26 protein-coding genes and 2 pseudogenes are annotated in these 26,169 nt (G+C 68.1%); 11 read left to right on the plus strand and 17 right to left on the minus strand.

Annotated elements, in window-relative coordinates; genetic code table 11:
• The 3 genes from A5757_RS14965 to A5757_RS14975 are packed head-to-tail and all read left to right on the plus strand — an operon-like array spanning position 1 to position 2,160.
• The gene (locus tag A5757_RS14965; protein ID WP_066835475.1) at positions 1-729 is read left to right on the plus strand and encodes a septum formation initiator family protein; all 729 of its coding nucleotides are present in this window, start codon (positions 1-3) and stop codon (positions 727-729) included.
• Positions 722-1,213 carry a DUF501 domain-containing protein gene (locus tag A5757_RS14970; RefSeq protein WP_066835476.1) on the plus strand — a complete coding sequence of 164 codons (492 nt, stop codon included), beginning with the start codon at positions 722-724 and terminating at the stop codon, positions 1,211-1,213. The genes A5757_RS14965 and A5757_RS14970 overlap by 8 nt, the downstream gene beginning before the upstream one ends.
• Positions 1,210-2,160, plus strand: a complete 951-nt coding sequence (locus tag A5757_RS14975) for a Ppx/GppA phosphatase family protein (RefSeq protein ID WP_066835883.1) — start codon at positions 1,210-1,212, stop codon at positions 2,158-2,160. Before A5757_RS14970 ends, A5757_RS14975 begins: the two co-directional genes overlap by 4 nt.
• Here A5757_RS14975 and A5757_RS14980 read toward each other — a convergent pair.
• Positions 2,157-2,837, minus strand: a pseudogene (locus A5757_RS14980) (GlxA family transcriptional regulator); the annotation flags it as partial. The gene A5757_RS14975 and the pseudogene A5757_RS14980 sit on opposite strands and share 4 nt — an antisense overlap.
• On the opposite strand from A5757_RS14980, the gene A5757_RS14985 reads away from it, so the two are divergent.
• The 3 genes and pseudogenes from A5757_RS14985 to A5757_RS22825 all read left to right on the plus strand — a co-directional run bounded on the left by A5757_RS14985 (position 2,831) and on the right by A5757_RS22825 (position 3,976).
• On the plus strand, positions 2,831-2,968 hold the full coding sequence (locus A5757_RS14985; RefSeq protein ID WP_231984017.1) for a hypothetical protein: 138 nt from the start codon (positions 2,831-2,833) through the stop codon (positions 2,966-2,968). The pseudogene A5757_RS14980 and the gene A5757_RS14985 sit on opposite strands and share 7 nt — an antisense overlap.
• A 24-nt stretch (positions 2,969-2,992) precedes the next feature.
• Positions 2,993-3,232 carry a CbtB-domain containing protein gene (locus A5757_RS14990; protein ID WP_369815954.1) on the plus strand — a complete coding sequence of 80 codons (240 nt, stop codon included), beginning with the start codon at positions 2,993-2,995 and terminating at the stop codon, positions 3,230-3,232.
• A gap of 8 nt (positions 3,233-3,240) precedes the next feature.
• Positions 3,241-3,976, plus strand: a pseudogene (locus A5757_RS22825) (CbtA family protein).
• Here A5757_RS22825 and A5757_RS15005 read toward each other — a convergent pair.
• The 12 genes from A5757_RS15005 to A5757_RS23690 form a co-directional block, all read right to left on the minus strand.
• Positions 3,909-5,471, minus strand: a complete 1,563-nt coding sequence (locus A5757_RS15005; protein ID WP_066835479.1) for a radical SAM protein — start codon at positions 5,469-5,471, stop codon at positions 3,909-3,911. The pseudogene A5757_RS22825 and the gene A5757_RS15005 overlap by 68 nt on opposite strands.
• The gene (locus A5757_RS15010; protein ID WP_066835481.1) at positions 5,468-5,842 is read right to left on the minus strand and encodes a hypothetical protein; all 375 of its coding nucleotides are present in this window, start codon (positions 5,840-5,842) and stop codon (positions 5,468-5,470) included. Before A5757_RS15010 ends, A5757_RS15005 begins: the two co-directional genes overlap by 4 nt.
• Positions 5,839-6,624, minus strand: a complete 786-nt coding sequence (locus tag A5757_RS15015) for a prolipoprotein diacylglyceryl transferase (protein ID WP_066835482.1) — start codon at positions 6,622-6,624, stop codon at positions 5,839-5,841. Before A5757_RS15015 ends, A5757_RS15010 begins: the two co-directional genes overlap by 4 nt.
• A 9-nt stretch (positions 6,625-6,633) precedes the next feature.
• Positions 6,634-7,341 carry a ZIP family metal transporter gene (locus tag A5757_RS15020; protein ID WP_066835483.1) on the minus strand — a complete coding sequence of 236 codons (708 nt, stop codon included), beginning with the start codon at positions 7,339-7,341 and terminating at the stop codon, positions 6,634-6,636.
• 3 nt (positions 7,342-7,344) lie between these two features.
• Complete coding sequence (locus A5757_RS15025; RefSeq protein WP_066835484.1) at positions 7,345-7,821, minus strand: DUF4383 domain-containing protein; 477 nt, start codon at positions 7,819-7,821, stop codon at positions 7,345-7,347.
• Between the two features lie 90 nt (positions 7,822-7,911).
• Positions 7,912-9,783: a propionyl-CoA synthetase gene (locus A5757_RS15030; RefSeq protein ID WP_066835485.1), complete on the minus strand. Its 1,872-nt coding sequence runs from the start codon at positions 9,781-9,783 to the stop codon at positions 7,912-7,914.
• A 30-nt stretch (positions 9,784-9,813) separates the two neighbouring features.
• Positions 9,814-10,494, minus strand: coding sequence for a response regulator (locus A5757_RS15035; RefSeq protein WP_066835487.1), 681 nt, complete (start codon positions 10,492-10,494; stop codon positions 9,814-9,816).
• A complete protein-coding gene (locus A5757_RS15040; RefSeq protein WP_066835490.1) occupies positions 10,491-12,992 on the minus strand; it encodes a sensor histidine kinase KdpD in 2,502 nt (833 codons plus the stop codon). The genes A5757_RS15035 and A5757_RS15040 overlap by 4 nt, the downstream gene beginning before the upstream one ends.
• A gap of 95 nt (positions 12,993-13,087) precedes the next feature.
• On the minus strand, positions 13,088-13,927 hold the full coding sequence (locus A5757_RS15045; RefSeq protein WP_066835492.1) for a potassium-transporting ATPase subunit C: 840 nt from the start codon (positions 13,925-13,927) through the stop codon (positions 13,088-13,090).
• Between the two features lie 8 nt (positions 13,928-13,935).
• Positions 13,936-16,059: a potassium-transporting ATPase subunit KdpB gene (kdpB, locus tag A5757_RS15050; protein WP_066835494.1), complete on the minus strand. Its 2,124-nt coding sequence runs from the start codon at positions 16,057-16,059 to the stop codon at positions 13,936-13,938.
• On the minus strand, positions 16,056-17,741 hold the full coding sequence (kdpA, locus tag A5757_RS15055) for a potassium-transporting ATPase subunit KdpA (protein WP_066835495.1): 1,686 nt from the start codon (positions 17,739-17,741) through the stop codon (positions 16,056-16,058). Before kdpA ends, kdpB begins: the two co-directional genes overlap by 4 nt.
• Entirely contained in the window at positions 17,742-17,843 is a 102-nt protein-coding gene (locus A5757_RS23690; protein WP_231983995.1) for a potassium-transporting ATPase subunit F, read from the minus strand.
• 254 nt (positions 17,844-18,097) lie between these two features.
• Between A5757_RS23690 and A5757_RS15065 the strand changes: the two genes are divergently transcribed.
• Positions 18,098-18,781 (plus strand): decarboxylase, encoded by a 684-nt coding sequence (locus A5757_RS15065; RefSeq protein WP_066835496.1) that lies wholly within the window; start codon positions 18,098-18,100, stop codon positions 18,779-18,781.
• Between the two features lie 8 nt (positions 18,782-18,789).
• On the opposite strand, the gene A5757_RS15070 is transcribed toward A5757_RS15065, so the two are convergent.
• Complete coding sequence (locus A5757_RS15070) at positions 18,790-19,197, minus strand: RidA family protein (protein ID WP_066835497.1); 408 nt, start codon at positions 19,195-19,197, stop codon at positions 18,790-18,792.
• A 71-nt stretch (positions 19,198-19,268) separates the two neighbouring features.
• On the opposite strand from A5757_RS15070, the gene A5757_RS15075 reads away from it, so the two are divergent.
• On the plus strand, positions 19,269-19,916 hold the full coding sequence (locus A5757_RS15075; protein ID WP_231983996.1) for a DUF4396 domain-containing protein: 648 nt from the start codon (positions 19,269-19,271) through the stop codon (positions 19,914-19,916).
• Positions 19,917-19,948: 32 nt separating this feature from the next.
• On the opposite strand, the gene A5757_RS15080 is transcribed toward A5757_RS15075, so the two are convergent.
• From A5757_RS15080 to A5757_RS15090, 3 genes are read right to left on the minus strand one after another with little or no spacing between them, the layout of a single operon-like run.
• Positions 19,949-20,347, minus strand: coding sequence for a DUF302 domain-containing protein (locus A5757_RS15080; protein ID WP_066835886.1), 399 nt, complete (start codon positions 20,345-20,347; stop codon positions 19,949-19,951).
• Positions 20,348-20,371: 24 nt separating this feature from the next.
• Positions 20,372-20,641, minus strand: coding sequence for a metal-sensitive transcriptional regulator (locus A5757_RS15085; protein WP_066835498.1), 270 nt, complete (start codon positions 20,639-20,641; stop codon positions 20,372-20,374).
• Between the two features lie 51 nt (positions 20,642-20,692).
• A complete protein-coding gene (locus tag A5757_RS15090) occupies positions 20,693-21,241 on the minus strand; it encodes a rhodanese-like domain-containing protein (protein WP_066835500.1) in 549 nt (182 codons plus the stop codon).
• A 117-nt stretch (positions 21,242-21,358) separates the two neighbouring features.
• On the opposite strand from A5757_RS15090, the gene A5757_RS15095 reads away from it, so the two are divergent.
• The 3 genes from A5757_RS15095 to A5757_RS15105 all read left to right on the plus strand — a co-directional run bounded on the left by A5757_RS15095 (position 21,359) and on the right by A5757_RS15105 (position 24,979).
• On the plus strand, positions 21,359-22,738 hold the full coding sequence (locus A5757_RS15095; protein WP_066835502.1) for a rhodanese-like domain-containing protein: 1,380 nt from the start codon (positions 21,359-21,361) through the stop codon (positions 22,736-22,738).
• A gap of 93 nt (positions 22,739-22,831) precedes the next feature.
• Positions 22,832-23,605 carry a sulfite exporter TauE/SafE family protein gene (locus A5757_RS15100; protein WP_066835504.1) on the plus strand — a complete coding sequence of 258 codons (774 nt, stop codon included), beginning with the start codon at positions 22,832-22,834 and terminating at the stop codon, positions 23,603-23,605.
• A 21-nt stretch (positions 23,606-23,626) separates the two neighbouring features.
• Entirely contained in the window at positions 23,627-24,979 is a 1,353-nt protein-coding gene (locus A5757_RS15105) for a rhodanese-like domain-containing protein (RefSeq protein ID WP_066835505.1), read from the plus strand.
• Positions 24,980-26,169: the final 1,190 nt, after the last annotated feature.

The raw sequence follows: 26,169 nt of genomic DNA on the forward strand, positions 1-26,169 counted from the left end.
GTGCCCGAGTCGAAGCGGCCCGATCCCAAGCGTCGGTCCCCGGCCTCATCCAGACCGGGGAAGCCGGGTGCTCCCGGTGGCGCGGGGCGGGGTCGCCCGAAGACTTCGGCAAAAGCGGCGCGTGAGCCGCGGGCCATCGAGGCACGTTCGGCCAGAGACACCGAAGGCGCCGCCGCGGACGGCGAGTCCGCCGACGGCGCGGAGGCGGTATCGGTCGGGCGGTCGATCATGCTGCGGGCCGAGGAGCTCGCCGCCCGCCAGTCCGAGCAGCGGTTCGGGTCGGCTGCGCGGCGGGCGGCCATCCTGGCCGCGGTGGTGTGCGTGTTGACGCTGACGATCGCCGGGCCGGTCCGCACCTACTTCGCGCAGCGCACCGAGATGAGACAACTCAAGGAGACCGAGGAACTGCTGCGGTCACAGATCGCCGACCTCGAGGAGCAGAAGATCAAGTTGGCGGATCCGGTGTTCATCGCCGCGCAGGCCAGGGAGCGCCTGGGCTTCGTGATGCCCGGGGACATCCCGTTCGAGGTGCAATTGCCCCCGGGCGCGATCACCCCCGACGGCCCCGACGCCGCGCCGAACACCGTCCCGTCCGGAGAGCCGTGGTACACGTCGCTGTGGAAGACCATCGCCGATGACCCGCATGGTCTTTCGCCCGTCGCCCCGTTGCCGGGTCCGCCTCCGCCGCCCGCTCCGCCGCCACCAGCGTTCCCGGCGCCCGGTGGTTGAGCCCGCCGATCTCGACGCCGTCGCCCGCCAGTTGGGGCGGGAGCCCCGCGGTGTCCTCGAGATCGCCTACCGATGCCCGAACGGCGAACCCGGCGTCGTCAAGACCGCACCGCGGCTGCCCGACGGCACACCGTTCCCCACGCTGTACTACCTCACCCATCCGGCGCTGACCGCGGCGGCGAGCCGGCTGGAATCGTCGGGCCTGATGCGGGACATGACCGAGCGCCTCGCCCACGACGAAGATCTCGCGGCGGCCTACCGGCGCGCGCACGAGTCCTACCTCGCCGAGCGCGACGCGATCGAGTCGCTGGGCACCACCTTCTCCGGGGGCGGGATGCCCGACCGGGTGAAGTGCCTCCACGTCGTGATCGCCCATGCACTGGCAAAGGGGCCGGGGGTCAACCCGTTCGGTGACGAGGCTTTGGCGATACTGGCCGCCGAACCGGGGATGGCGGGGATCTTGGACCGGAAGGTGTGGACGTGAGCCGAGTCGCGGCAGTGGACTGCGGAACCAATTCGATCCGGCTGTTGATCGCGGATCTGGCCGACGGGGGACTGACCGACGTGCACCGGGAGATGCGTATCGTGCGCCTCGGGCAGGGGGTGGATGCGACGGGTGAATTCGCCCCGGACGCGTTGGCACGCACGCGTTCCGCGCTCGTCGACTATGCCCAGCTGATGCGCGACCACGGGGTGACGCAGGTGCGGATGGTGGCGACGTCGGCGGCGCGGGACGTGGCCAACCGCGACGAGTTCTTCGCGATGACCGCCGAGGTGCTCGGCGCGGTGGTGGACGGATCGGTCGCCGAGGTGATCACCGGGACCGAGGAGGCGGAGCTGTCGTTCCGCGGCGCGGTCGCCGACTTCGACTCCGGTGCAGGGCCTTTCGTGGTGGTGGATCTCGGCGGCGGATCGACCGAGGTGGTACTCGGTGGCGGCGGCACCGACGACGGTGTGGACGCCGGTTTCTCGGCCGACATCGGCTGTGTGCGGCTGACCGAACGGTGTCTGCACTCCGACCCCCCGACCGCCGACGAGGTGGACGCCGCGCGTGCGGTCATCCGCGAGGCGCTCGACGAGGCGTTGCGGGCCGTACCCGTGGCCGGCGCGAAGACGTGGGTCGGCGTGGCGGGCACCATGACGACCCTGTCGGCGCTGGCGCACAAGATGACGACCTACGACTCCGAGGCGATCCACCTCTCGCGCGTGGGATTCGATGCGGTGCTGGAGGTCTGTGACGAGCTGATCGCGATGACCCGTACGCAGCGCGCCGCCCTGGGACCCATGCACGAGGGCCGTGTCGACGTCATCGGCGGCGGTGCGCTGATCGTCACCGAACTCGCGCGCGAACTGCGGGAGCGGGCCGGGATCACCGAACTCGTGGTCAGCGAGCACGACATCCTGGACGGAATCGCGCTGTCGCTGGCCTAGAGCGTCTGATGGACGCCGGTGGTCCGGAATCGGCTGCGGTACATACTCGGTGAGACGCCCAGCGCGCGGCGGAAGGTGCGGCGCATAGTGTCGGCAGAGCCGAATCCCGCTCGGCGCGCGACGGTTCCCTGACCGAGGTCTCCGGTGGCGAGCAGCATCTTCGCGGCTTCCAGCCTGGCCTGCTCGACGAATCGGGCCGGGGTCATCCCGACCTGGTCGTGGAACATGCGCACCAGGTGGCGCTCGCTGACCGCCGCGCGGTCTGCCATCATTGCGATCGAATGGTCGGCGGCCGGATCGGCGACCACGGCGTCCAGGATCTCGCGCAGCCCCCGACTCACCGGCAGCGCCGCCTCGGTCCACACACTGAACTGCGCCTGACCGCCCGGGCGTTGCAGGAACACCACCATCCAGCGCGCCACGCGCCGGGCCACGTCCGGGCCGTAGTCGCTCTCCACCAGCGCGAGGCCCAGATCGATCCCCGCGCTGATGCCTGCGCCGGTGATGAACCGGCCGTCCTGGACGAAGAGCGAATCGGGATCGACCGTGACGCCGGGGTAGGCCCGCGCCAGATCGGCGCAATGCGCCCAGTGCGTGGTCGCGCGACGGCCGTCGAGCAGGCCGAGTGCGGCCAGCACGAACGCGCCGGTGCACACCGAGGCGACCCGGCGTGGGCGAATGGGAGTACTACGACCACTGGGTGGCGACCCTCGAGAAACTCGTCGACCGGCACGACTTGCTGACCGCGCCGGTGCTGACGGACGCGGGAAACCACGCCGTTGCGCACGACCATCCCCATGACCACTAGACCCGACCCCCAGAGGAGTCTCCGATGAGCAATCTCCCGATGAGCGGCGCCCACCCCGGTCTGGCCGTGCCGCGGCCGGACATCCGGTCGACCGCCGAAAACCTCGCCGCACCAGCCCGATTGGCCACGATCACCCTACTCGCGCTGATCGCCTACTACTTCGTGGGTTTCGACCAGGGCGCAGTGTCGGTGTTCGGCGAGGACACCCACATCCACGAGTTCCTGCACGACGCCCGTCACCTGCTGGGGTTCCCGTGCCGCTGACGACCGAGATGCCCGCCGCGGTGCGGTATCTGGTTCCCGGCGCGGTGGCCGGGCTGGTGTGCTTCGCGTTCAGCCGGGTGAAGATCGAGCCGTTGATCGGCACCGCGGTGGCATACGAGGGTGAGCGCGAACATGTCGAATCCCAGCTCGCCGGCGGTGACCACCACGCGCACGGCCACGAGTTGTTCACCCGGGCGGTCCAGGAGAACGCGGGCGCCGGGGTCGGTATCGTGGCCTTCGGCGTCATCATGAGCGTGCTGTTCGCGGTGGCCTATACCGTGATCCGTGGCGGTCGCCGTGCTACCGGGTCTGAAGTATCCGGCCAATCCGCCCACCGTCGGACTGGACGAGACTGTGCCCGAACGTAGTTCGGCGTTCCTCACGATGACGGGGCTGTCGGTGCTGGGCGCCGTGGTGGCGCTGGCGGCTGCGGTGGCATGGTCACGCCGGTGGGGCGGTCGGCGCGCCAGTGTCCTCGCGGTCGGCGGCTACGCCACGCTGATGCTCTGCGCGATGGTGGCGCTGCCCGGATTCCATGAGGTGCCCGGCCCGCTGACCGGACCCGAGGGCATGGTGCTCGACGGCTTCCCCGCGGAGGTGCTGGCCGACTTTCGCGTCTACACGCTGGTGAACCAGGCGCTGCTGTGGGCGGTGATCGGCGTCGTCTCGGCAGCGGTCACCCGTGGCGTACGGCGACCACCGGTAGCGCCGTTCTCGCCGATGCCGACAGCCGCTGTCGGCTGAGGGCGGGCCAGGCCTGTACGGCGCAGAACGGCGCGCACTGATCCTGGTCCGAGCGGGTGCCGACGTGGACGCAGCACTGGATGAGGCGCTCCTCGATCATCGTCGACATGTCCATGAACGGTTTCACCGTGATCCGTACGACCCGCTCGCCCAGGAGCCGCCGCAGCTTCCGCCGCCGACCGGGCAGCGCCGAGGACGCCAGTGTCAGCAGCGTCGACATCCCGAGATCGCAACTCTGACAGATGATCTTCCAGATGTCGCCGATCTGCGGATGAGACAGCGACGACTGTTCGGAAAGCAGGCCGAGCAGGGATTCCTGCACCGCCACCCGCAGTTGCCGGGGTAGTTCGGAATCGGCGATGCGGTTGGAGACTAGACCGAGTCGTGCCTTGAGGGTGTCGGTGCCGATCAGCGACACCAGTGAGCGCCACTGGTCGTTGTCGTCCCGGATGAGATAGCCGACCGAACAGCAGTGCGGATGTGAACACGGCAGCGCGGTCAGGTCCCGCCACGTGACGGCGCCGTCGGTCTGCGGCCCCAGGCGGGCGAGCACACCGGTGTGGGTGAGGCGGTCGAGCGGATCGATCAGCCCGCTGCGGCCCGAACCGAACTGCGGCTGGATCGTGATGCCCCCGACGAACGGGGTGTCCAGCGCGAGTTGCACCATCTGCCCGATCTCGTCGTCGTTGACCCCCAGCGCCGTGGCCATCACCAGGGTTGTGAAGATCTCCCGGGACGACAACCGGTGCAACACCTCGGCTTTCATCCGGCGCAGATCGCCGCCGCGATGATGACGGTGCGCCGCCTCGGAGATGCCGTCGTACTGCAAATACACCTCGACACGTTCGCGGTGGGTGGTCAGCAGGTCCAGCAGCCCGTCGTCGGTGGCCAGCCGGAGACCGTTGGTGTTGACCAGGATCCGGGTGATCGGCCGGGCGGTCAGCTCGGCGAGCAGTTCCGGCAGCTCGGGATGCAGAGTCGGTTCGCCGCCGCTGAGCATCACCACGTCGAGGCGGCCGTTCTCCCGGGCCAGCCGCTGGTCGACACTGGCCAGAACGTCGGCGACGGCCACCACGTTGCGCAGATCGGGCGATGAGTCGGTGAAGCACGTCGGGCAGCGCAGGTTGCACGTCTCGGCGATGTCCTGCAACAGGATGCAGGTGTGCTGCGTCTGCATCTCCGGCAGCCCGCGCAGATACGCCATCGGAACGGGATCGAAGTTGCCCGCGACGTCGGGGGTGTGGGTCTTGGTGGGTGCGGTCCACTCTTCGAGGTAGGTCAGGATCTCGGGGTCTTCGTCGTAGAGCGTGCGCACCAGACCGTGCGTGCGGCAGCCACGTTCCAGCCACACTCGGCCCTCGCGCTCGATGAGCATGCCGCTCAACCGTTCGACGTCTGCCAGGGGGCGTTCCGGCGCCTCGTCGTGGCAGCGCGGACAGAACGCGGTCACGTACCGGTGCAACCGGTCCCCGCGCAACCCCATACCGGCCGTCATGCGTTGTATATGGCGGGGTTGACGCCGGTGCAGAAGCCGACGGTGACGACCGACATCAACGCCCAGCCGATCATCAGACCGAGGCCGATTCCCTTGGCGTGCGGATTTTTCGTCGCCAGCAGTGCGCCGCCGCCGACGAAGGCGATGAGCGCCAGCATGACTGCCGCCGCGCCGAGGATCGGGTTGGCCGAACCGGTCTGCGAACCGGCCGCGATGAACGCCCCGAAACCGAGTACCGCGTTGAACACGACGTAGATCGGGGCGCCGACGAAGATCATGCCGAGGGAGATCTTGCGGGGCGGCGGCGGTGGGGGATACGGCGGTGGGTACGGCGGATACGGGGGGTACGGAGGACCGGGTCCGGTGGTCATGCGCGTGCTCCCTGGTAGCCGGTTGGTGAGCGATAGTAACCACGCCGCCGGCCGTACCACAGCCGAATGCCGAGAAGCAGCAGCGTGGGCAGCAGAACCCACTGCGGCCGCGTGAGATTCAGCCACACGGTGTCGTTGGCGCGGACGAACTCGACGATGAAGCGGAACGCGGCGTACGCGGTGATGTAGAGGACGAACAGTTCGCCGGGCCGGTGGACACGGTCCCGCAACCACAGCAGGACGACGAACGCGGTGAGCTGGAAGGCGATCTCGTAGAGGAACGACGGATGCATCGCCGCGCCGGTCAGGCAGCCCGGACACTCCGGCGTGGTGGCCGGAGCGTGCACACCCCAGGGCAGGCTGGTGGGCCGCCCCGGCGCCTCGGTGAGGTGGCAGCCGATGCGTCCGACCGCGATCCCCAGTGCGACCGCCGGTGCGAACAGATCGCCGGTCTTGCCCCGGTACCCGCCGATGCGCTTGGCGACCAGCACCCCCACATAGGCGCCCAGCAGACCGCCGATGATGCTGCGCGAACCGAACTGCCACGCCTCGGCGAGGCTCGGGTTCGCGCCGGGATCGAGATGGCGTGCCCACCCGGACAGCCGCATACCGATCGCCCCGCCGACGAGGGCACCGGCAACGGCCACGACCGACTGTTCGTTCATGGCACCGCGCCTGCGCGCCTCGAGCACGAACACGACGACCGCGGCGCACACCCCGAGACCCACGAACACCCCGTGCACCGGCACCTCGACGGGGCCGATCTGCCACGTGGGGACCATCCGCGGATCCTATCCGGCCAGGGACAGTCCCGCGGCGAGTGCGAAACCGAGGACTGCGGCCAGACCTGCTGGCTCACGAGCCTTTTCGGTGGCCTCCGGGATCATCGACCCGACGAGCATCACCAGTAGCGCACCGGCGGCGAATCCGTCGATGCCGCCCTGCAGCGCGTTGCCGGCCACCTCCTGCAAAGCGAATCCACCGACGGTGGCGGCCGCGCAGAGGGCGGCGATCACGGCCCATCCGGCGAGGATGCGTCGCCGGGGATGGCCGGCGGCGCGCATGTCGCTGGCCGATCCGACGGCCTCCGGGAGGTTCGAGACGAAGATCGCCAGGAGGAGTGCGGGGCTCACGGCGCCGCCGGTGGCGATACCGATGCCCAGGACCGCCTGCTCGGGGATTCCGTCCAAGAGCGCCCCGATGAGCAGCGGCTTACCCGATGACGCGTTCGGATCTGCGCCGCCGAACCGGTCGACGGTCCGGTCGGCGACGTAGAACGTCACCGCGCCCAGGGCCAGGCCCAGCGCGACCGGTACCGCGCCGCTGACCTTGAAGCCCTCCTCGGCGAGTTCGAAGGAGATCGACGACACCAGTGCACCCGCGCCGAAGCCGAGGACGAGACCGATCAGCCGCTGATTCCAGGCTCGCGCCGCCCCGGCGAGCGCGCCGATCACCAGGGACGACGCGGCGACGGCGCCCCACAGCAGCGCGGTGGTCACCGCTCAGGCGTGGGACGCGGTGCGGCGCTTGCGGCGCCGGGGTTTCGTCGGGTCGCGCTGCGCGGCCAGGGTGAGCGCGAGGATCACCATGATCACGCCGAGCACGAAGTGCAGCCAGCTGTCCGCGCGGTTGAGCGGGAACAGTTCGGCGATGGCGCTGTGTGCCGTCGCCATGCGGAAGATCCACACGCCGAGCAGCACGACGCCGCCGATCAGCAGGTATGCCCGCGACGCGGCATACGTTCTCGCCGAGAGCATTCCGGCCGCTCCGTAGACGAGGTGCACGACGTTGTGCAGCCCCGAGACCGCGAAGACGCCGAACAACTCGGCATCGGCATCCGAGGGGTGACCCAGCCACCGCAGCGCGTCCTGGTTGACGGTCAGCCCCGGCACGAAACCGAAGGCGCCGAGCAGGAGGAAACCCGCGCCCACGAGCAGTGCGGCGCCCTGGACGGCCATCAGCGTGGGCTTTCTCGCCATCGCCTCGCCTCCATCCGGTCGACGCTCGTCGGACCTGCGCTGACGAAATACCCGGCCGGGCCCGTCGTCAACCCGTGCGAGGGTAACCGGTCAGCCGCGCAGCACCGGGTGTAGCGCCTCGATCACCGACGGGTCCTCGATGGTCGACGGCAGCGGCTCGTCTCGGCCCTCGGCGATGCCGCGCATCGTCTTGCGCAGGATCTTGCCCGACCGGGTCTTCGGCAGCGCGGGGACGACGTCGACGGTGCGGAAGCACGCCACCGCGCCGATGTTGTCGCGAACCGCGGCGACGAGTTCCTGTTGCAGTCCGTCTTCGGACGCCCCGGATTTGAGCACCACGAACCCGCGCGGCACCTGCCCCTTGAGGTCATCCGCGACGCCGATCACCGCGCATTCGGCCACCGCCGGATGGGTGGCCAGCACCGCTTCGATGGAGCCGGCGGACATCCGGTGTCCGGCGACGTTGATGACGTCGTCGGTGCGGCCCATGACGAACAGGTAGCCGTCGCCGTCGAGATAGCCGCCGTCTCCGGTGAGGTAGTACCCGGGGAACGCGGACAGATAGGACTTGACGTAGCGGTCGTCGTCACCCCAGAGGGTGGGCAGGGTGCCGGGCGGGAGCGGCAGCTTCACGCAGATCGCGCCCTCCTCGTCCAGTCCGCACTCCGATCCGTCGGCGTTGAGGATGTGGACGTCGTAGCCGGGCATCGGCACCGTCGCCGAACCGGGTTTGACCGGTAGCGCTTCGACCCCCATCGGGTCGCCGGCGATGGCCCAGCCCGTCTCGGTCTGCCACCAGTGGTCGATCACCGGGATGCCGAGTCTTTCGGCGGCCCACTCGTAGGTGGCGGGGTCGAGTCGCTCGCCGGCCTGGAACAGGTAGCGCAGTTTCGACAGGTCGTAGTCGGCGAGCAGGCGACCCTCCGGATCCACCTTCTTGATCGCCCGGATCGCGGTCGGTGCGGTGAACAGCGCCTTCACGCCGTATTCGGCGGCCACCCGCCAGAACGCGCCGGCGTCGGGGGTGCCGACGGGTTTGCCCTCGTAGACCACGGTCGTGGCGCCGAGCAGCAGCGGCGCGTAGACGATGTAGGAATGCCCGACCACCCAGCCGACATCTGAAGCGGCCCAGTACACATCGCCCGGCGCGATGTCGTAGAGGTGGCGCATGCTCCACAGCAGGGCGACGGCGTGGCCGCCGTTGTCGCGGACGATGCCCTTGGGCTTGCCGGTGGTGCCTGAGGTGTAGAGCACGTAGAGCGGATCGGTGGCGGCCACGGGCACCGGGTCGACGGGCTCGGCCTTCGCGAGCAGTTCGGCCCAGTCGTGATCGCGGCCCGCGGTCAGCTCGCAGGGATGGTGTTCGCGCTGCAGGATCACACACGCCGCCGGGGTGTGTTCGGCCATGTCGAGCGCGGCGTCGAGCATCGGCTTGTACTCGACGGTGCGCGTGGGTTCGACACCGCAGGACGCCGAGACCACGACCGTGGGGCGGGCGTCGTCGATGCGGGCGGCCAGCTCGTGCCCGGCGAAGCCGCCGAACACCACCGAGTGCACCGCGCCGAGGCGGGCGCACGCCAACATCGCGATCAGTGCCTCGGGCACCATCGGCAGGTAGATGACGACGCGGTCGCCTTTGGCCACGCCGAGGCCGCGCAGCACGCCGGCGAAGCGCGCGGTCTGGTCGAGCAGCTCGCGGTAGGTGTATGTGCGTTTGACGCCGGTGACGGGAGAGTCGTAGATCAGGGCCGTCTGCTGGCCGCGACCGTCGTCGACGTGCCGGTCCAGCGCGTTGGCGCAGGTGTTCAGTTCACCGTCCGGGAACCAGCGGTAGAACGGCGGATTGGAGTCGTCGAGGATCGTGCTCGGCTCCCGCGTCCAGGTGACGGCTTTGGCGGCCTCGGCCCAGAAGGCGGAGGGGTCAGCGACGCTCGCATCGAAGAGGTCTCGGTAGGCACCCATGCCTGGAACGGTATACCCGTGCTGTCGGCCTCACGGCTGGAACCGGTATCCCATCCCCGCCTCGGTCAGTAGATGCACCGGATGCGACGGATCGTCTTCGAGCTTGCGGCGCAACTGCGCGAGATACACACGCAGATAATGGGTTTCCTTCGCGTAGGCGGGTCCCCACACCTCGCGCAAGAGCTCCTCGCGGCCGACGAGTTTGCCTCGGTGGCGCACCAACATCTCGAGCATGCCCCACTCGGTGGGGGTGAGGTGGACCTCCGCGCCGTTCTTGGTCACCCGCTTGGCGGCGAGGTCGACGGTGAACGACTCGGTCTCGACAACGGGTTCGTCGTCACCGGCCGCGGTGGCGCGGCGCACCGCGGCGCGCAACCGGGCCAGGAACTCGTCCATGCCGAACGGTTTCGTGACGTAGTCGTCGGCACCCGCGTCGAGTGCTTCGACCTTGTCGGCGGAGTCGGTGCGCGCCGAGAGGACGATCACCGGCGCCGTCAACCAGCCGCGCAGACCGGCCAGCACGTCGATGCCGGACATGTCGGGTAACCCGAGGTCCAGGACCACCACGTCGGGCCGGTGGTCGGCGGCCGAGCGCAGCGCGTCGGCGCCCGTCGCGGCCGTGGTGACGTCGTATCCGCGCACCGAGAGGTTGATGCGCAGGGCCCGCAGGAGCTGGGGTTCGTCGTCGATGACGAGCACACGCGTCGTCATGCGCCGTCGCCGGTCTGGGCGGCCAGCTCGATCTCGACGGTCAGCCCACCGCCGGGGGTGTCGGTGGCGGTCACCGTGCCGCCCATCGCCTCGACGAATCCGCGGGCCACCGACAGCCCGAGTCCGACGCCGCCGGCACTGTGCTGGTCGCCCAACCGCTGGAACGCGCCGAACACCCGCTCCTCGGCGCCGCGCGGAATGCCGGGCCCCTCGTCGACGATTGCGATGAGCACGCGGTCGCCGACCCGTCCCGCGGTCACCCGGATCGGTCCGTCCGGGGCGTACCGCAGCGCGTTGTCGACGAGGTTGGCGAGCACCCGCTCCAGCAGGCCCGCGTCCGCCGCGACCACGCAGTCACCGACGTCGACCTGCACCCTGTCGAGCTGCCCCGACCCGGCGACGCCCCTGCTAATTCCGAGCAGCGCCCGCTGCACCGTCTCCTCGAGGTAGACCCGGCGGAGCTCGGGCCGCACCGCACCGGCCGCCAGCCGCGAGGAGTCGAGCAGGTTGTCCACCAGCGCGGTCAGCTGGTCGACCGATTCCTCGACGGTCGCCAGCAGTTCGGCGGTGTCCTCGGCGGAGAAGTCGACGTCGTCGCTGCGCAGGCTGGAGACTGCCGCCTTGGCCCCGGCCAGTGGGGTGCGCAGATCGTGGCTGACGGCGGACAGCAGCGCGCGGCGTAGTTCGTCGGCACGGGAGATGGCCTCGGCCTGGCTGGCCTCCGCGGTGAGTTCCCGCTGCCGCACCAGACCGGCGGCCTGTCCGGCGACGGCGGCCAGCACCCGCCGGTCGTGCGCGGCCAGGGTGCGCCCCGCCAGCAGCAACCAGAACTCGTCGTCACCGACCTCGATGGCGGTGTCGGCGCTCTCGACCTCGGCGCACGGTTTCTCGCCCACCCCCGCAACGATGCCGGTGCCGGCCCGCACCAGGCTGACGGCGCGCTGTGAGTACGTCTCGCGGACGCGTTCCAACAGCATGGTGAGGTCGGCGCCGCGCAGCACCGAGCCGGCGAAGAGGGCGAGCAGTTCGGCCTCGCGGGAGGCGCGGCGGGCTTCGCGGGTCCGTTTGGTCGCGCTGTCGACGAGTGCGGCGACCGCGACGGCGACGGCCAGCAACACCACGATCGTCAGCGCGCTGTCGGGTTCGGCGATCGTGAACGTATGCCGGGGCGTGATGAGGAAGTAGTTGAGCAGCAGACCGGACAGCACCGCCGACAGCGCGGCGGGGGCCACGCCGCCCAGCAGTGCCACCAGCAGGACGCCCACGACGAACACCGCACTCTCGCCTGCAACGCCCAGTACGGGATCGAGCAACAGGACCGTCAGCGCGCAGATCGCGGCAGGGACCACGAGGGCGGCACCCCACGACAGCGCGTGTCGGTGGCGCGGGGAGCCCGCCCGGCGCCGCCTCCGGCCGGCTTCGTCGTGGGTGACCATGTGGACGTCGATGGAGCCGGACTGCTGGACGACCGTCGCGCCGATGCCCTCGTCGACCATGCGGCCCCAGCGGGAACGTCGCGACGTCCCGATGACCAGCTGGGTGGCGTTGCGTTCGCGGGCGAAGTCGAGCAAAGCGGTGGGGACGTCATCGCCGACCACGGTGTGCAGCGTCGCGCCCAGGCTGGCGGCGAGTTCGCGGACCCGGCCCATCTGCGGTGCCGCCAATCCGCTCAGGCCGTCGCCGCGCACCACGTGCACGACCAGCAGCTCGGCGCTCGACCGGGAGGCGATGCGCGATGCGCGGCGTACCAGGGTCTCCGATTCCGCGCCGCCCGTGACGGCGACGACGACGCGTTCACGCGCCTCCCAGGTGTCGGTGATCCGGTTGTCGGAGCGGTAGCGCGCCAGCGCGGCGTCGACCTGGTCGGCCAGCCAGAGCAGCGCGAGTTCCCTCAGGGCGGTGAGGTTTCCGCGCCGGAAGTAATTGCTCAGTGCGGCGTCGATACGCTCGGCGGCGTACACGTTGCCGTGAGACAGTCTGCGGCGCAACGCCTCCGGGGTGATGTCGACCAGCTCGATCTGGTCGGCGGCGCGGACGACATCGTCGGGTACCTTCTCGAGTTGTTCGATGCCGGTGATGCGGGTGACGACGTCGTTGAGGCTTTCCAGGTGTTGAACGTTGACCGTCGAGATCACGGTGATGCCCGCGGCGAGCAGCTCTTCGACGTCCTGCCAGCGTTTGGGGTGGCGGCTGCCCGGCGTGTTGGTGTGGGCGAGTTCGTCGACGAGCACCACCTCCGGGCGGCGCGCCAGCACGGCGTCGACGTCGAGTTCGGGGAAGCGGGCGCCGCGGTAGGTGACGTAGTGCGGTGGGATCACCTCGATACCGTCGAGGAGTTCGGCGGTCTTCCGGCGGCCGTGGGTCTCGACCACCGCGGCCACCAGGTCGGTGCCGCGTTCCAGCCGCCGGTGCGCTTCGCCCAGCATGGCGTAGGTCTTCCCGACGCCGGGAGCCGCGCCGAGGTAGATGCGCAGCTCCCCGCGTTTCGGCGTGCTCACCTGTTCATCATCCCTTGGTTCTGTTTTGCACCGAGATCGACACCAGGGTCGTGAAACGACGTGCGTCACCGCCCTGGTGTCGATTTCGTCATCTGCTACCGACCGTCGAGCGCCAGGTTGAGCTCGAGCACGTTGACCCGCGGCTCGCCCAGGAAGCCCAGGGTGCGGCCGTCGGTGTGTGCGGCGACGAGTGCGCGGACCTGATCGGGGTTCATCCCGCGGGCGGTGGCGACGCGGTTGACCTGGATCTCGGCGTAGGCGGGGGAGATGTGCGGGTCCAGACCGCTGCCGCTGGCCGTGACGGCATCGGTGGGCACCTGCGGATCGGTGACCACACCGCGGATCGGGACGAGGCGGCCCATGCTGTAGTCCTCGCCGGGTTCGGCGCACTGGACCCGCACGCCGTTGTAGGTGTCGAGGAACGGGCGCGGTGTGGTGGCGCAGGGCTCGTTGACGCTGACCACCCGGGTCGTGGTGGGGGTGCCGATGACCGACAGCACGGCGCCCACTCCGCCTCCGGTGCAGAACGGCCGGCGGCCGTCGGCACCGTCGAATTCGGCGACGGCACGGCTCCGTTCGCACACCGTGGTGAGCAGGCTGGTCCGTTCGGGGGTGTCGACGAGGTCTTCCGGGCCCAGGTTGGAGGCGCCGCTGGCCATGGGGTCGTAACCGTCGCCCGCCGCGGACGGTCGGCCCTGGAAGTACTGCGGCAGCGGATTGCCGTCGGGGTCGGTGTAGAGCTGGCCGATCAGGCTGCTGCCCAGAGGTTTTCCATCTGCTTCGAGGATCGAACCACCGGCTTTGTCCTGTAGACCGGGCAGTTGGGCGATCACCCAGATGAGGGCGGGGTAGGCCAGGCCGAGGACGACGGTCAGGGCCAGGAGCGCACGCAGGGCGGCGGCGTGTTGCCGGATGGCGCTGGAGATTGCAGACATTGGAGTTCTCACATTCCCGGGAGAAGGGCGACGACGAGGTCGATCAGTTTGATGCCGATGAACGGTGCGATGAGGCCGCCGAGACCGTAGACCGACAGGTTGCGGCTCAACAGCTTTGCGGCGTTGCCGGGGGTGTAGCGCACTCCGCGCAGCGCCAGCGGGATCAGCGCCACGATGACGAGCGCGTTGAAGACGACCGCGGACAGGATGGCCGACTGCGGGCTGTGCAACCGCATGACGTTGAGCAGCTCGAGGCCGGGGAACAGGCCGACGAACAACGCGGGGATGATCGCGAAGTACTTCGCGACGTCGTTGGCGATGGAGAACGTCGTCAGCGCACCGCGGGTGATCAGCAACTGCTTGCCGATCTCGACGATCTCGATGAGCTTGGTCGGATCGGAGTCGAGGTCGACCATGTTGCCGGCCTCTTTGGCCGCCGACGTGCCGCTGTTCATGGCGACGCCGACGTCGGCCTGCGCGAGGGCCGGGGCGTCGTTGGTGCCGTCGCCGGTCATCGCGATGAGCTTGCCGCCGGCCTGCTCGCGTTTGATGAGCGCCATCTTGTCCTCGGGCGTCGCCTCGGCGAGGAAGTCGTCGACACCGGCCTCGTCGGCGATCGCTTTGGCCGTCAACGGGTTGTCGCCGGTGATCATCACGGTGCGGATCCCCATGCGGCGCATCTGGTCGAAGCGTTCGCGCATCCCCGCCTTGACGACGTCCTTGAGATGGATGACGCCGAGCATCGCGGCGGCGGCGCCGTCGCGGACTTCACCGACGGCCAGCGGAGTGCCCCCGGCGGCGGAGATGGTGTGGACGAGGTCGTGGAGATCGGCGGGTACGTCGCCGCCATGGTTTCGCACCCACTCGGCCACCGACGTCGCCGCCCCTTTGCGCAGTTGCAGCCCGGGTAGGTCGACTCCGGACATGCGGGTGGTGGCGCTGAACTCGACCCACTGGGCGTCGGCGAGTTCGCCGGGCGTGCGGGCACGTGACTGCGCTCTGGCGTACACCACGATCGAGCGGCCCTCGGGGGTCTCGTCAGCCAGGCTGGACAACTGCGCGGCGTCGGCGAAGCGGTCCTGTGAGATGCCCTGCAGCGCAACAAACTCCGATGCCTGTCGATTGCCCTGGGTGATGGTGCCGGTCTTGTCCAGCAACAGGGTGTTCACGTCACCTGCGGCCTCGACCGCGCGGCCCGACATGGCCAGGACGTTGCGCTGCACCAGGCGGTCCATGCCGGCAATACCGATGGCCGACAGCAGTGCGCCGATGGTGGTCGGGATCAGGCACACCAGCAGCGAGACCATGACGATGCCGGTGATGCCGTCGCCGTCCAGTGCGAGCGTGTCGGGTACGCCGGGGTTGTTCGCCTTGGAGTAGATGGCCAGCGGTTGCAGGGTGGCCACGGCGAACACGAAGATCAGCGTGAGCGCGGCGAGCAGAATGTTGAGCGCGATCTCGTTGGGGGTCTTCTGCCGGTCGGCGCCCTCGACGAGGTCGATCATCCGGTCGATGAAGCTCTCGCCCGGCTTCTGCGTGATGCGCACGACGATGCGGTCGGAGAGCACGGTGGTGCCGCCGGTGACGGCGCAACGGTCGCCGCCGGACTCACGGATGACGGGTGCGGATTCACCGGTGATGGCCGATTCATCGACCGAGGCAATGCCTTCCACCACATCACCGTCCCCAGGGATCACCTCACCGGCTTCGACGACGACGACGTCGCCCTGGCGCAGCAGCGGTGCGGCGACCTCCTCCTCGACACCCTCGGAAGTCAGCCGGCGCGTCATGGTGGAGGTTTTGGCCTTGCGCAGGCTCTCGGCCTGGGCCTTACCGCGGCCCTCGGCGACGGCTTCGGCGAGGTTGGCGAACACGATCGTCAGCCACAGCCACACCACGATCAGCCAGCCGAACCACGTCGCATCAGCAATCGCGCACAGTGTCGTCCATACGGCGCCGATCTCGACGATGAACATCACGGGGTTGCGCCACAGGGTGCGGGGATCGAGTTTGCGCAACGCTGCGGGCAGTGATCGCAGCAGCATTTTCGGGTCGAGCAATCCGCCGCGAATGCGTTTCGGCGCAGCAGGTTCGGAGTCGATGGTCCGTGCGGCGACGGCGGTGACGGTCATGAGTGGAGTCCTTCGGCGAGCGGGCCCAGCGCGAGCATGGGCAGGAAGGTGAGGGCGACCAGGATCAGGGTGACGCCGGCGACCATGCCGACGAACTGGGGTCGGTGCGTCGGCAGGGTGCCGGCCGACGCGGGCGTCGCGGCCTGGCGGGCGAACGACGCGGCCAGGCCGAGCACCAGGATGATCGGCAGGAACCGGCCGAACAGCATGGCCAGGCCCAGGGCGGTGTTGTACCAGTCGGTGTTGACCGAGATCCCGGCGAACGCGGAGCCGTTGTTGTTGGCGGCAGAGGTGAACGCGTAGAGCACTTCGGAGAGGCCGTGGGGCCCGGTGTTGAGCATGCTCGCGCGTTGCCCCGGCAGCGCCATGGCGGCTGCGGTGCCGGTCAGCACGATCACCGGCGTGACGAGGAAATACGCAGCCGCCAGCTTGATCTCACGCGGAGTGATCTTCTTGCCGAGGTATTCCGGGGTCCGACCGACCATCAGTCCGGCGACGAACACCGTGATGATGGCGAGGATGAGCATGCCGTAGAGGCCGGAGCCGACGCCGCCGGGCGCCACCTCGCCGAGTTGCATGTTGAACATCGTGATCAGCCCGCCGAGGCTGGTGTACGAGTCGTGGAACGAGTTGACCGCGCCGGTGGAGGTCAGGGTCGTGAAATCGGCGAACACGGCGGAATCCGCTACCCCGAAACGCTGCTCGACGCCCTCCATCGCCGCGCCCGCGGCGGTGGGCACCGTGCCGTGGGCCTGCAGCTGGAACGACAGCATCAACGACACGCTGGCGGTGGCGATCACGCTCATCGCGGCGACGATCGCTAGTCCTTGATTGCGACCCTTCTTGCCGCTGCCGACCATGCGGCCGAAGGTGCGTGGCATCGAGAACGCGATGCAGGACAGCAGGAAGATCTCCACCCAGTTGGTCCACGCCGTCGGATTCTCGAACGGGTGCGCGGAATTGGCATTGAAGAAGCCACCGCCGTTGGTGCCCAGCAGTTTGATGGCCTCCTGGCCGGCGACCGGTCCGCCGGGGATGGTCTGTTGAGCGCCGGCGAGCGTGGTGACCACCTGGTCGTGCGGCGCGAAGTTCTGGATGACACCCCCGGCGACGAGGATGACGGCGCCGATGATGCTGATGGGCAGAAGGATTCGGAGGCTGCCGCGGACCAGGTCGACCCAGAAGTTGCCGAGTTCGCCGGTGGTGCGCCGGGCCAGGCCGCGGACGAAGGCCATGGCGACGGCCATGCCGACAGCGGCGGAGACGAAGTTCTGTACTGCCAGCCCGGCCATCTGGACGAGGTGGCCCTGGGTGGATTCGCCCGAGTACGCCTGCCAGTTGGTGTTGGTGACGAAGCTGACCGCGGTGTTCCACGCCAGCGCCGGAGTCATCTCGGTGGCGGGCTCGTCGAGGTGCAGGGGCAGCCGGCCCTGCACCAACTGGAGCGCGAACAGGAACAGCAGGCTGACGGCCGAGAACGCCAGGACACTGCGGGCGTAGCCGCCCCAGGTCTGCTCGGCCCGCGGGTCGGCGCCGATGACGCGGTAGAGGAGACGTTCTCCGCGCCCGTGCTTCTGGGAGGAGTAAACGCCGAACATGTAGTCGCCCAACGGAACGTGGACGGCCGCGAGCGCGACGATCAGCGAGGCGAGGAACAGGATCCCCGCGGTGGTGGTGTGCACTCAGAACCTCTCGGGGAAGAGCAGCGCGGCGAGCATGAAGACCGCGACGGCCGCAGCGAGGATCAGTCCGACGATGTTCTCGATCACAGCCGTTCGACCCACTTCTGCATCAGGCCGAGCAGCGCGAAGATCGCCACCGTCAGCGCGATGTACACGACAACAGACATTCCGTCTCCCGTTCACGGCCACCGGCTCTCGGTGGGCGTGGACCAGCATCGGCGTGGTCGACTGCAGTGGGTTCGGTCTTGACGGTTTCTTGACGGGGGCGGCCGCGACTTTTACGGGTTCTGGACGCGATGGGCGGATTGCCAGGTCGTGTGCAGCGACATGTCAGATGTTCGGGTCAGGATCTCGGCATGAACCGTTTCCGCCGCACAAGAGCGCTGCCCCGGTACGCCGTCTGTCACCGCGCGCTGCGGGGCACGCCGTTGCAGGTGCCTGCAGAGCTGCTGACGACGGCGTCGGTGGCCGACTGGGTGCGCAAACGAGGAGTGGGCGTCGACGTGTCCGGCGCCGAACAGCTGCGGCTGGCGCTCGAGGCAGGCCTGCCCGCGGCTCGGCTGGCAGCGCAGTGTCCGGATGTGTCGACGGTGGAGGCCGCGATGACGGCGGCGGTCGGACGGTTCGTCATCGGTTCGTGGACGGAGGTGATGCTGATCGCGCATCGGCCGGCCGCGACGGCACGTGTGGTGGTGGACGTGACCGAGGCGACGGGGGAGCGGTTGGCGGCATCGGTGGTGGGGATGGGGCGGCTCGACGTCGTGGGGCTGCGGTGCCGGATGCGCGGGGACGACGATGACGCGGCGGCCGCCGTGGGCGCGATGGTCGAGCAGATGGCGCGGTTGCGGCGGGCGCACGGAGTGATCATGACGCGGGCGTGCCTGTCGGGGTTCGGCCGCTGCGACGCGGACCCGGCGGCGTTGCGCGACGGGGTGCATCAGTTGCAGTTGGCGGTCGAAGACGCGTGCGCTGAGTTGCGGTATCCGCGGCCGGCGCTAGTGCTGTCGCTGGACGCGGCGGCGCTGACAGACGCGAATTAGACTCGGCGTCAGTCGATCACGGCGACCGCCTCGACTTCGACGAGCATGTCGGGCTCGGCGAGGGCGGCCACGCCGATGCCGGTGAGAGGTGGCAGGGCGGTGATGCCGAGGGTGGCCGAAGCTCGGGCGACCCCCTCGGCGAAGGCGGCCATCTTATCGGGAGACCAGTCGACGAGGTAGACGGTCAGCTTGGCGACGTCGTCGAAGGTTGCACCGGCTGCGGCCAGGGCAGCGCCGACGTTGAGGTAGCACTGCTCGACCTGCGCGGCGAGATCACCGGCACCGACCGTATCGCCTTCGGCATTGCGAGCGACTTGGCCGGCGAGGAACACGAGCTTGGAGCCCGTCGCCACCGACACCTGCTTGTAGATGTCGACGCTAGGAAGCCCCGGTGGATTGATCAGCGTGATGGTCATGTGCGCCAACCGTACGGCGGGTCTGTATCGACAGCTCCGCGTACATACCCCCTAGGGGTATAGTCGGCGGAATGAGCGAACATCACGAGCACGCCCATCACGACATGGGTGGCGGCGTCAACACGATGGCCGCGAGCGCGACGCTGCACTGTCTGACCGGGTGTGCGATCGGTGAGATCCTCGGATTGATCATCGGCACCGCGCTGGGGCTGAGCACCGTCGGGACGATCGTCCTCGCCGTGGCGCTGGCGTTCCTGTTCGGCTACTCGCTGTCGACGCTGCCGCTGCTGAAGGCGGGGCTGGCGTTCGGGTCGGCACTCAGTGTGGTGCTCGCCGCGGACACGCTGTCGATCCTGACGATGGAGATCGTCGACAACGCGGTGATGGCGGTGATCCCCGGGGCGATGGACGCGGGCTTGGTCAACGTCGTGTTCTGGGTCGGTATGTCGATCGCACTGGGCGCGGCGTTCGTCGCGGCATATCCGGTGAATCGTTATCTGCTGCAACGAGGGAAGGGGCATGCGCTGACGCATGAGTACCACCACGGCGGCGGGCACGCGGAAGGTTGGCGGCGGTGGATCCCGTCGTTGGGTACGGGTGCGCTGGCGGCCGTGATCGCGGCGTTCATGCTGGGCGGGCTGGTGGTGTCGGTTGCCGCGGAGCTGGGGGTCGGGGAGGCGCATGCATCGGCCGCGAGTGTCGGCTCGATGCACGCGTAGTTCCGCGTCGCGTGGCCCGCGGCGCTACCGCGTCAATCGGCCAGGGCGGCTATCGCAGCTTCAAGCTTGTCGGCGACTTCTCGAGCGACTGGTTGGAGTTGCGGTTCGTCGGTGACGTCTACGAGAAGTTGAGGGTTCATGGCCTCGACGATCGTGCGCTCTGGGTCATCGGGGTCGCTGCGCACCACGACGTTGCACGGCAGGAGCAGCCCGATTTGACGGTTCGCTGTAATCGCACGGTGGGCGAGTGGCGGATTGCACGCGCCGAGGATCAAATAGTTCTCCATGTCTTCGTCGAGCTTGTTCTTCAGTGTCGCTTTGACGTCGATCTCGGTGAGGACGCCGAATCCCTGTTCGGACAGGGCTTCTCGGGTGCGCTTCACGGCGTCGTCGAATGTCGCGTTCAGGCTGGTGGCTAGTGCAATGCTCACCATGACTCCTTTGTCGTGGGTTACTCAGGCCAACGCAAGAAACAGCTTTTCAAGCTCCGCTTCGGTCATGGGCTTGTCGGCGCCGGTCTGCTCACCGGTAAGGCATTCCCGCAATCCGGTGGCGACAATCTTGAAGCCGGCGCGGTCCAGGGCGCGGGAGACGGCCGCCAGCTGTGTGACGACGTCTTTGCATTCGCGCCCGTTCTCGATCATCGAGATGACACCGGCGAGTTGTCCTTGCGCCCGGCGCAGCCGGTTGAGGACTGCATCGATGGCTTCCTGGTCGCCGACCATGGCATTTCCTTTCGTTTGCGTCACCTCCAAGATTACCCGAGGGGGTATAGGTCATCTGTTGTGCGCGGAGGGGGTGACGCCGGCCCGGTTGTAGGGCAGTCGGGCCAGCAGCATTCCCATCGCGCAGGTGTTCGTCAGTGCAGCCACCGTCAGGCCGACTCCGATCGCAAAGGCGATCCACTCCAGGTGCGGAACGAACGCACTGAGCAGCACGCTGACCGCAACGATCAGCCCGGCCACCAGGCGCACCTGCCGCTCCAGATCCCAGCGTTGCGTGCCGCGATTGACGGCGAATCCGCGGGCCTCCCACGCGGTGATTCCCCCGTCCAGAATTCGGACATTCGCCATACCTGCTTGCCGCAGTGTCTGCTCGGCCTGGGTGGCGCGTTGCCCGGAGCGGCAGATCAAGACGATCTGCTGATCGAGGTGGCCGGCGATGTCACCGCCGTGTTTCCGCAGTAGGTCGAGCGGCACGCTGTCGGCGCCGTCGATGTGCAGCGTCTCGAACTCCGCCGGGGTGCGGACGTCGATGAGGCGCGGCGGATCGGCCGAGACGAGCAGTTCCTGCAGCGTGGCGGCGTCGATCGTGGTGGTCGACATGAAGGGGGATCTCCGATCGTTTGATTATCTGATACCCAGGGGGGTATCGTGACAAGACGTTAGCATACCCAGGGGGGTATCTGCGGGACACCTCGCGACGGACAGAAAGGAACGTCAATGATTCTGGAGCAGTACTACATCGAGTGTTTGTCACACGCGTCGTATCTGATCGGCGACGAAACCACCGGCCGCGCGGTGGTGGTCGATCCGCGCCGCGACATCGGCGATTACCTGGCCGATGCGCGCAGGTACGGCGTGACGATCGAAGGGGTCATCAACACCCACTTTCACGCCGACTTCGTGTCCGGTCACCTGGAACTGGTCGAGGCGACCGGCGCGTGGATCGGCTTCGGGGAGGCCGCCGAGACCGATTACCCGATCCGCCGGCTGGCCGACGGAGAACACGTGTCACTGGGCGAGGTCGACCTGGAGATCCTGTCCACCCCGGGCCACACCTGGGAATCGATCAGCGTGCTCGTTCGCGAACGTGCCGGGGCCCAGCCCACGGCCGTGCTCACCGGCGACTCGCTGTTCATCGGCGACGTCGGCCGCCCCGACTTGGTCAACATCGGCGACAGCTCGACCGGCGAACTGGCCCTGGCGATGTACCACACGATCCACGACAAGCTCATGACGCTGCCCGACAGCGTGACGGTGATGCCCGCTCATGGGGCGGGTTCGTCGTGCGGAAAGAACCTGTCGACCGAACTCACCTCCACGATCGGTGAGCAGCGGGCGAGCAATCCGTCGGTGCAACCGATGCCCGAAGAAGAGTTCGTCGCGATGCTGACCGCGGGTCAGCCCGCGGCGCCGGCGTACTTCGCCTCCGACGCTGCGATGAACAAACGCGTGCACCCCCTGCTGCAGCCCGACCGCACCGTGCCCGAGATGACCCCGCATCAGATCCGCGCCGCGCTCGACGCCGGTGTGCGGGTTGTCGATGCCCGCAGCGTGGAGGATTTCGCCGCTGGGCATCTGCGCGGGACGGTCAACGTGGGCTTCGACGGACGGTTCGCCGAAACCGGTGGCATGGTGGCCGAGGTTGGTGACCGGATCGCACTGATCACGTATCCGGGTGAGGAGCAGCAGGCGGCGTTGCGGTTGGCGCGTATCGGCTCCGACGGCGCCATCGGCTACCTCAACGTGGGCCGCGACCAACAGTTCCCCGCCGAACTCGCCGACCTGGTGCAGACTGCACCGCGCGCCACGGTCTCCGCGTTGGACGCCCTGCTGGCCGACGATGCGGTGACGCTGATCGACATCCGCAACCCCGGTGAGCGCGAGGCCGGCGTCATCCCTGCCGCGTTGCACATCCCGCTCGCTCAGTTGCGCCTGCGTATCGGCGAGGTGCCGACCGACAAGCCGATCGTCGTGCACTGCGCCGGTGGCTGGCGGTCGAGCGTGGCTGCATCATTGTTGCGCGCCAACGGCATTGGGCAGGTGTCCGATCTGCTCGGAGGCTACAACGCGTGGGTCGACGCCCACGCCGCAGCGTGAGCAACCGACAGTGTCAAAGCGCGCAACGCGCGGAACCGCCCCGCGGGCTCGCCGCGATGTTTCGGCGCCGATGGAACGGATAGGGGAGCTGTCGTGGGGATCGCGATAGGCCTGGCCCTGGGTGCGCTGATCGGCGTGCTGCTGGGTCTGCTCGGCGGTGGCGGGTCCATCTTGGCTGTGCCGGCGCTGGTCTATGGGATGGGGTTCGATGTCGAGCAGGCGATCCCCATCTCGCTGATCGTCGTCGCCGCGGCCTCGGCGGTCGGGGTGCTGCCGAAGATCCGCGCCAAGCAGGTGCGGTGGCGCATGGCCGGCATTTTCGCCGCCGCCGGGGTACCGGCCACGGTGGCCGGCAGCGCCATCAGCGCTCACCTACCCCCGTCGGTCCTGATGATCGGATTCGCGGTCGTGATGGTGGTTGCCGGCGTCCGCATGCTCGCCGATCAGGGCGCCACCGGCACGGCCTGCAAGATCGATGCCGGCCAGGTCAACTGGCGTCGGTGCGCACCCCGATCGCTCGGTGCTGGACTGCTGGTCGGGCTGCTCACCGGATTGTTCGGCGTCGGCGGCGGATTCCTCATCATCCCGGCGCTCGTGGTGGTCCTCGGGGTCGAGATGTCCACCGCCATCGGCACATCGCTACTGATCATCATCGCCAACTCCGCCGCAGGCATCGCTTCTCACCTCCACGGAATCAGCGTCGACTGGCAGGTCACCGGCGCGTTCGTCGCAGCCGCGATGGCCACCTCGCTGGTGGCCGGATACTTCGGCACCAGAACCGACACCGCCCGGCTGCAACGCTGGTTCGCCTATCTCGTCTTCACTGTCACCGCCTACGTGCTCGTCGACACTCTCCTCATCCGCTGACCCGACATCAAGGAGCAGAACATGGACGTCTCGATCATCGAAACCTCCGGACTGGGTGACCGCAGCTACCTGGTGGCACACCACGGCGTCGCCGTGGTCATCGATCCGCAACGAGACATCGACCGCGTGCTCACCCTCGCCGAAAAGGGCAAGGTTCGCATCACCCACGTGCTGGAGACGCACCTCCACAACGACTATGTGTCCGGCGGATTGGAGCTGTCACGCACCGCTGGCGCCGAATACGCCGTACCCGCAGGCGATGACGTCGACTACACCCGACGCGCTGTCGCCGACGGCGACATCATCGACGCCGGACCGATCCAACTGGAAGTGCTCCATACCCCCGGCCACACCCACCACCACGTCAGCTATGTGCTGCGCGACGATACCGGCGCAGTGCACGGCGTGTTCACCGGCGGTTCGATGCTCTACAGCACGACCGGACGTACCGACCTGATCGGGCCCGACGACACCAAGGAACTCTCGCACGCCCAATACCACTCGGTGCATAAGCTTGCCGACCGCCTGCCCCCCGACACCCCGATCTACCCGACCCACGGCTTCGGCAGTTTCTGTTCGGCCACACCGGCGTCCGGCGACTCCTCGACCATCGAAGAGCAACGCAGCACGAACCCGGCTCTGACTCAGGACGAACAAAGTTTCGTCGACGAGTTGTTGGCCGGGCTGTCGGCCTACCCCGCCTACTACGCCCACATGGGCGTCATCAACAGCGAAGGTCCCGCGCCGGTCGATCTCACGCCGCCGGCCCTCATCGACCCGGACGAGTTGCGGCGCCGGATCGCTGCCGGCGAGTGGGTCGTGGACTTGCGCAGCCGGACAGCGTTCGCCGCCGGTCACCTACCCGGCACATACGGTTTCGAGTTGTCCGGATCGTTCGTCAGCTACTTCGGCTGGCTCTACGACTGGGGTGAGCCAGTCACGATGATCGGAGACTCACCCGAACAGGTCGCCGAGGCCAAACGAGAACTGGTGCGCATCGGTGTCGATCGGCTCACCGGTGCTGCTACCGCTAGCGTTGACACACTCGGCAACGGTGATCCGCTGGCTTCCTACCCCGTCGTTGACTTCGATGATCTCGCAACAGAACTCGCCTCTGGATCGGTGGCGGTCCTCGACGTGCGCCAATCCCACGAGTACGACAAAGAGCACATCCCCGGTGCCACCAACATTGCGCTCCACGAACTGCCGGACCGCTTGGACGATGTGCCCGGAGGACCGGTGTGGGTGCACTGCGGGTCGGGCTACCGTGCCTCGATCGCGACGTCCCTTCTCGACCGCGCAGGCGTGGAGGTCGTTCTGATCGACGACGCTTTCGCCAAGGCCGGCGAGCGAGGTCTGACGACGGCTCAGTGACTCGCGGCGCCTTCGCTGGCGATAAGCGCAGCGGCTAACGTCAACGTCGTGCAGACAATCCTGGGGCCGGCCGCCGCCTCGATGACGCTGGAGCGAGACGGCCATCGACACCGCTGCGGTATTCAGCGCATCGTGACGGGGCAGAACGGCCTGACTACGCTCTGAGCTGCAACGCCCCCATAGCCCAATTGGCAGAGGCAGCGGACTTAAAATCCTCTGAACTGGGCGTTTGCTGTGTTTGCTAGCTCCGGTAGCAGTAGGAAGAAATATCTCTAGCTGCGGATACGGTGTTGGCTGCGTTGGCTGGTGTTGACTCCGAACGAAGGCACTGCGGTATCTACTGCGGTACGGCAAACGGCTCTCAGGTCGGCTGCATGGGGAGTGACGTCGCGGAAGCGGCCCTGAGGCTCCGGAAGATCGTGTGTCGGCGACTTCTTCGTCCCGAACCACGAGACCTGGGAGTTTGAGTGAGACGGTTGTGTTGGCTCGCGGGCGACGTCGCATGTGAGCGGCGTTGGTTGCGTTGGGTGCTGCTTGCCTCAGTGTGGAGTGCTGCGGACCTACTGCGGACCGGAGGACGGAGCAAGCAGACCTGAGCAGGATGGAAACGAAGGTTCAACCGCAACTCTTCGGCGACATGCCGTACTTCATTTCTCGCGGATTCAGGCTATGTGTGCTTCACTAATTGCATGGATCGATGGGACCGGGCGGCTGCGAATCGTCTTGATGTCATTGTTGAGCAGCTGCGGGAAACCCGCGTGATTGAAGTGCTTGAGTCCACAGTTGCACGAGTATGGCGAGCCAACACCGCTCGCTACGAGCCTAGTGAACTGGGTGACACGCCTCGTTCGTTGGGCGTGACGGCGGCCGAGAACATTCGCGAACTCGCACTCCGTGAGCGCTGGTCTCATATGGGCGACGGCAAACTCGATCCACGAGCGCATGTCACGGCACCGAATGATTCTCTTCTTATTGAGTCCGGCGGCGTCAGTCTTCGAGTAATGAAGGCGAAACCAATGGTCACTCTCGCGGAACCCGAATGGGCAGAATTTGAGTGGGCTGGCGAGAGTGACGTGCGGAAGGCTGCAGCCCGTAACAACCGGACACGCTACAACCCATATCAAATTGGCAGCGGGACTCTTTTCGATGGTGTCTTCCCTCCAGAAGGTGACCCGAGAGCCCTATGTGAC

Source organism: Mycobacterium sp. 852013-51886_SCH5428379 (assembly GCF_001665575.1).
Lineage (GTDB): Bacteria > Actinomycetota > Actinomycetes > Mycobacteriales > Mycobacteriaceae > Mycobacterium.

Coding starts and splice junctions, on each gene's coding strand:
- A5757_RS14990 (WP_369815954.1), top strand. CDS start 2,993: ATGAGCAATCTCCCGATGAGCGGCGCCCACCCCGGTCTGGCCGTGCCG.
- A5757_RS15005 (WP_066835479.1), bottom strand. CDS start 5,471: ATGACGGCCGGTATGGGGTTGCGCGGGGACCGGTTGCACCGGTACGTG.
- A5757_RS15010 (WP_066835481.1), bottom strand. CDS start 5,842: ATGACCACCGGACCCGGTCCTCCGTACCCCCCGTATCCGCCGTACCCA.
- A5757_RS15015 (WP_066835482.1), bottom strand. CDS start 6,624: ATGGTCCCCACGTGGCAGATCGGCCCCGTCGAGGTGCCGGTGCACGGG.
- A5757_RS15025 (WP_066835484.1), bottom strand. CDS start 7,821: ATGGCGAGAAAGCCCACGCTGATGGCCGTCCAGGGCGCCGCACTGCTC.
- A5757_RS15030 (WP_066835485.1), bottom strand. CDS start 9,783: ATGGGTGCCTACCGAGACCTCTTCGATGCGAGCGTCGCTGACCCCTCC.
- A5757_RS15035 (WP_066835487.1), bottom strand. CDS start 10,494: ATGACGACGCGTGTGCTCGTCATCGACGACGAACCCCAGCTCCTGCGG.
- A5757_RS15045 (WP_066835492.1), bottom strand. CDS start 13,927: ATGTCTGCAATCTCCAGCGCCATCCGGCAACACGCCGCCGCCCTGCGT.
- kdpB (WP_066835494.1), bottom strand. CDS start 16,059: ATGACCGTCACCGCCGTCGCCGCACGGACCATCGACTCCGAACCTGCT.
- A5757_RS15065 (WP_066835496.1), top strand. CDS start 18,098: ATGAACCGTTTCCGCCGCACAAGAGCGCTGCCCCGGTACGCCGTCTGT.
- A5757_RS15070 (WP_066835497.1), bottom strand. CDS start 19,197: ATGACCATCACGCTGATCAATCCACCGGGGCTTCCTAGCGTCGACATC.
- A5757_RS15075 (WP_231983996.1), top strand. CDS start 19,269: ATGAGCGAACATCACGAGCACGCCCATCACGACATGGGTGGCGGCGTC.
- A5757_RS15085 (WP_066835498.1), bottom strand. CDS start 20,641: ATGGTCGGCGACCAGGAAGCCATCGATGCAGTCCTCAACCGGCTGCGC.
- A5757_RS15090 (WP_066835500.1), bottom strand. CDS start 21,241: ATGTCGACCACCACGATCGACGCCGCCACGCTGCAGGAACTGCTCGTC.
- A5757_RS15095 (WP_066835502.1), top strand. CDS start 21,359: ATGATTCTGGAGCAGTACTACATCGAGTGTTTGTCACACGCGTCGTAT.
- A5757_RS15105 (WP_066835505.1), top strand. CDS start 23,627: ATGGACGTCTCGATCATCGAAACCTCCGGACTGGGTGACCGCAGCTAC.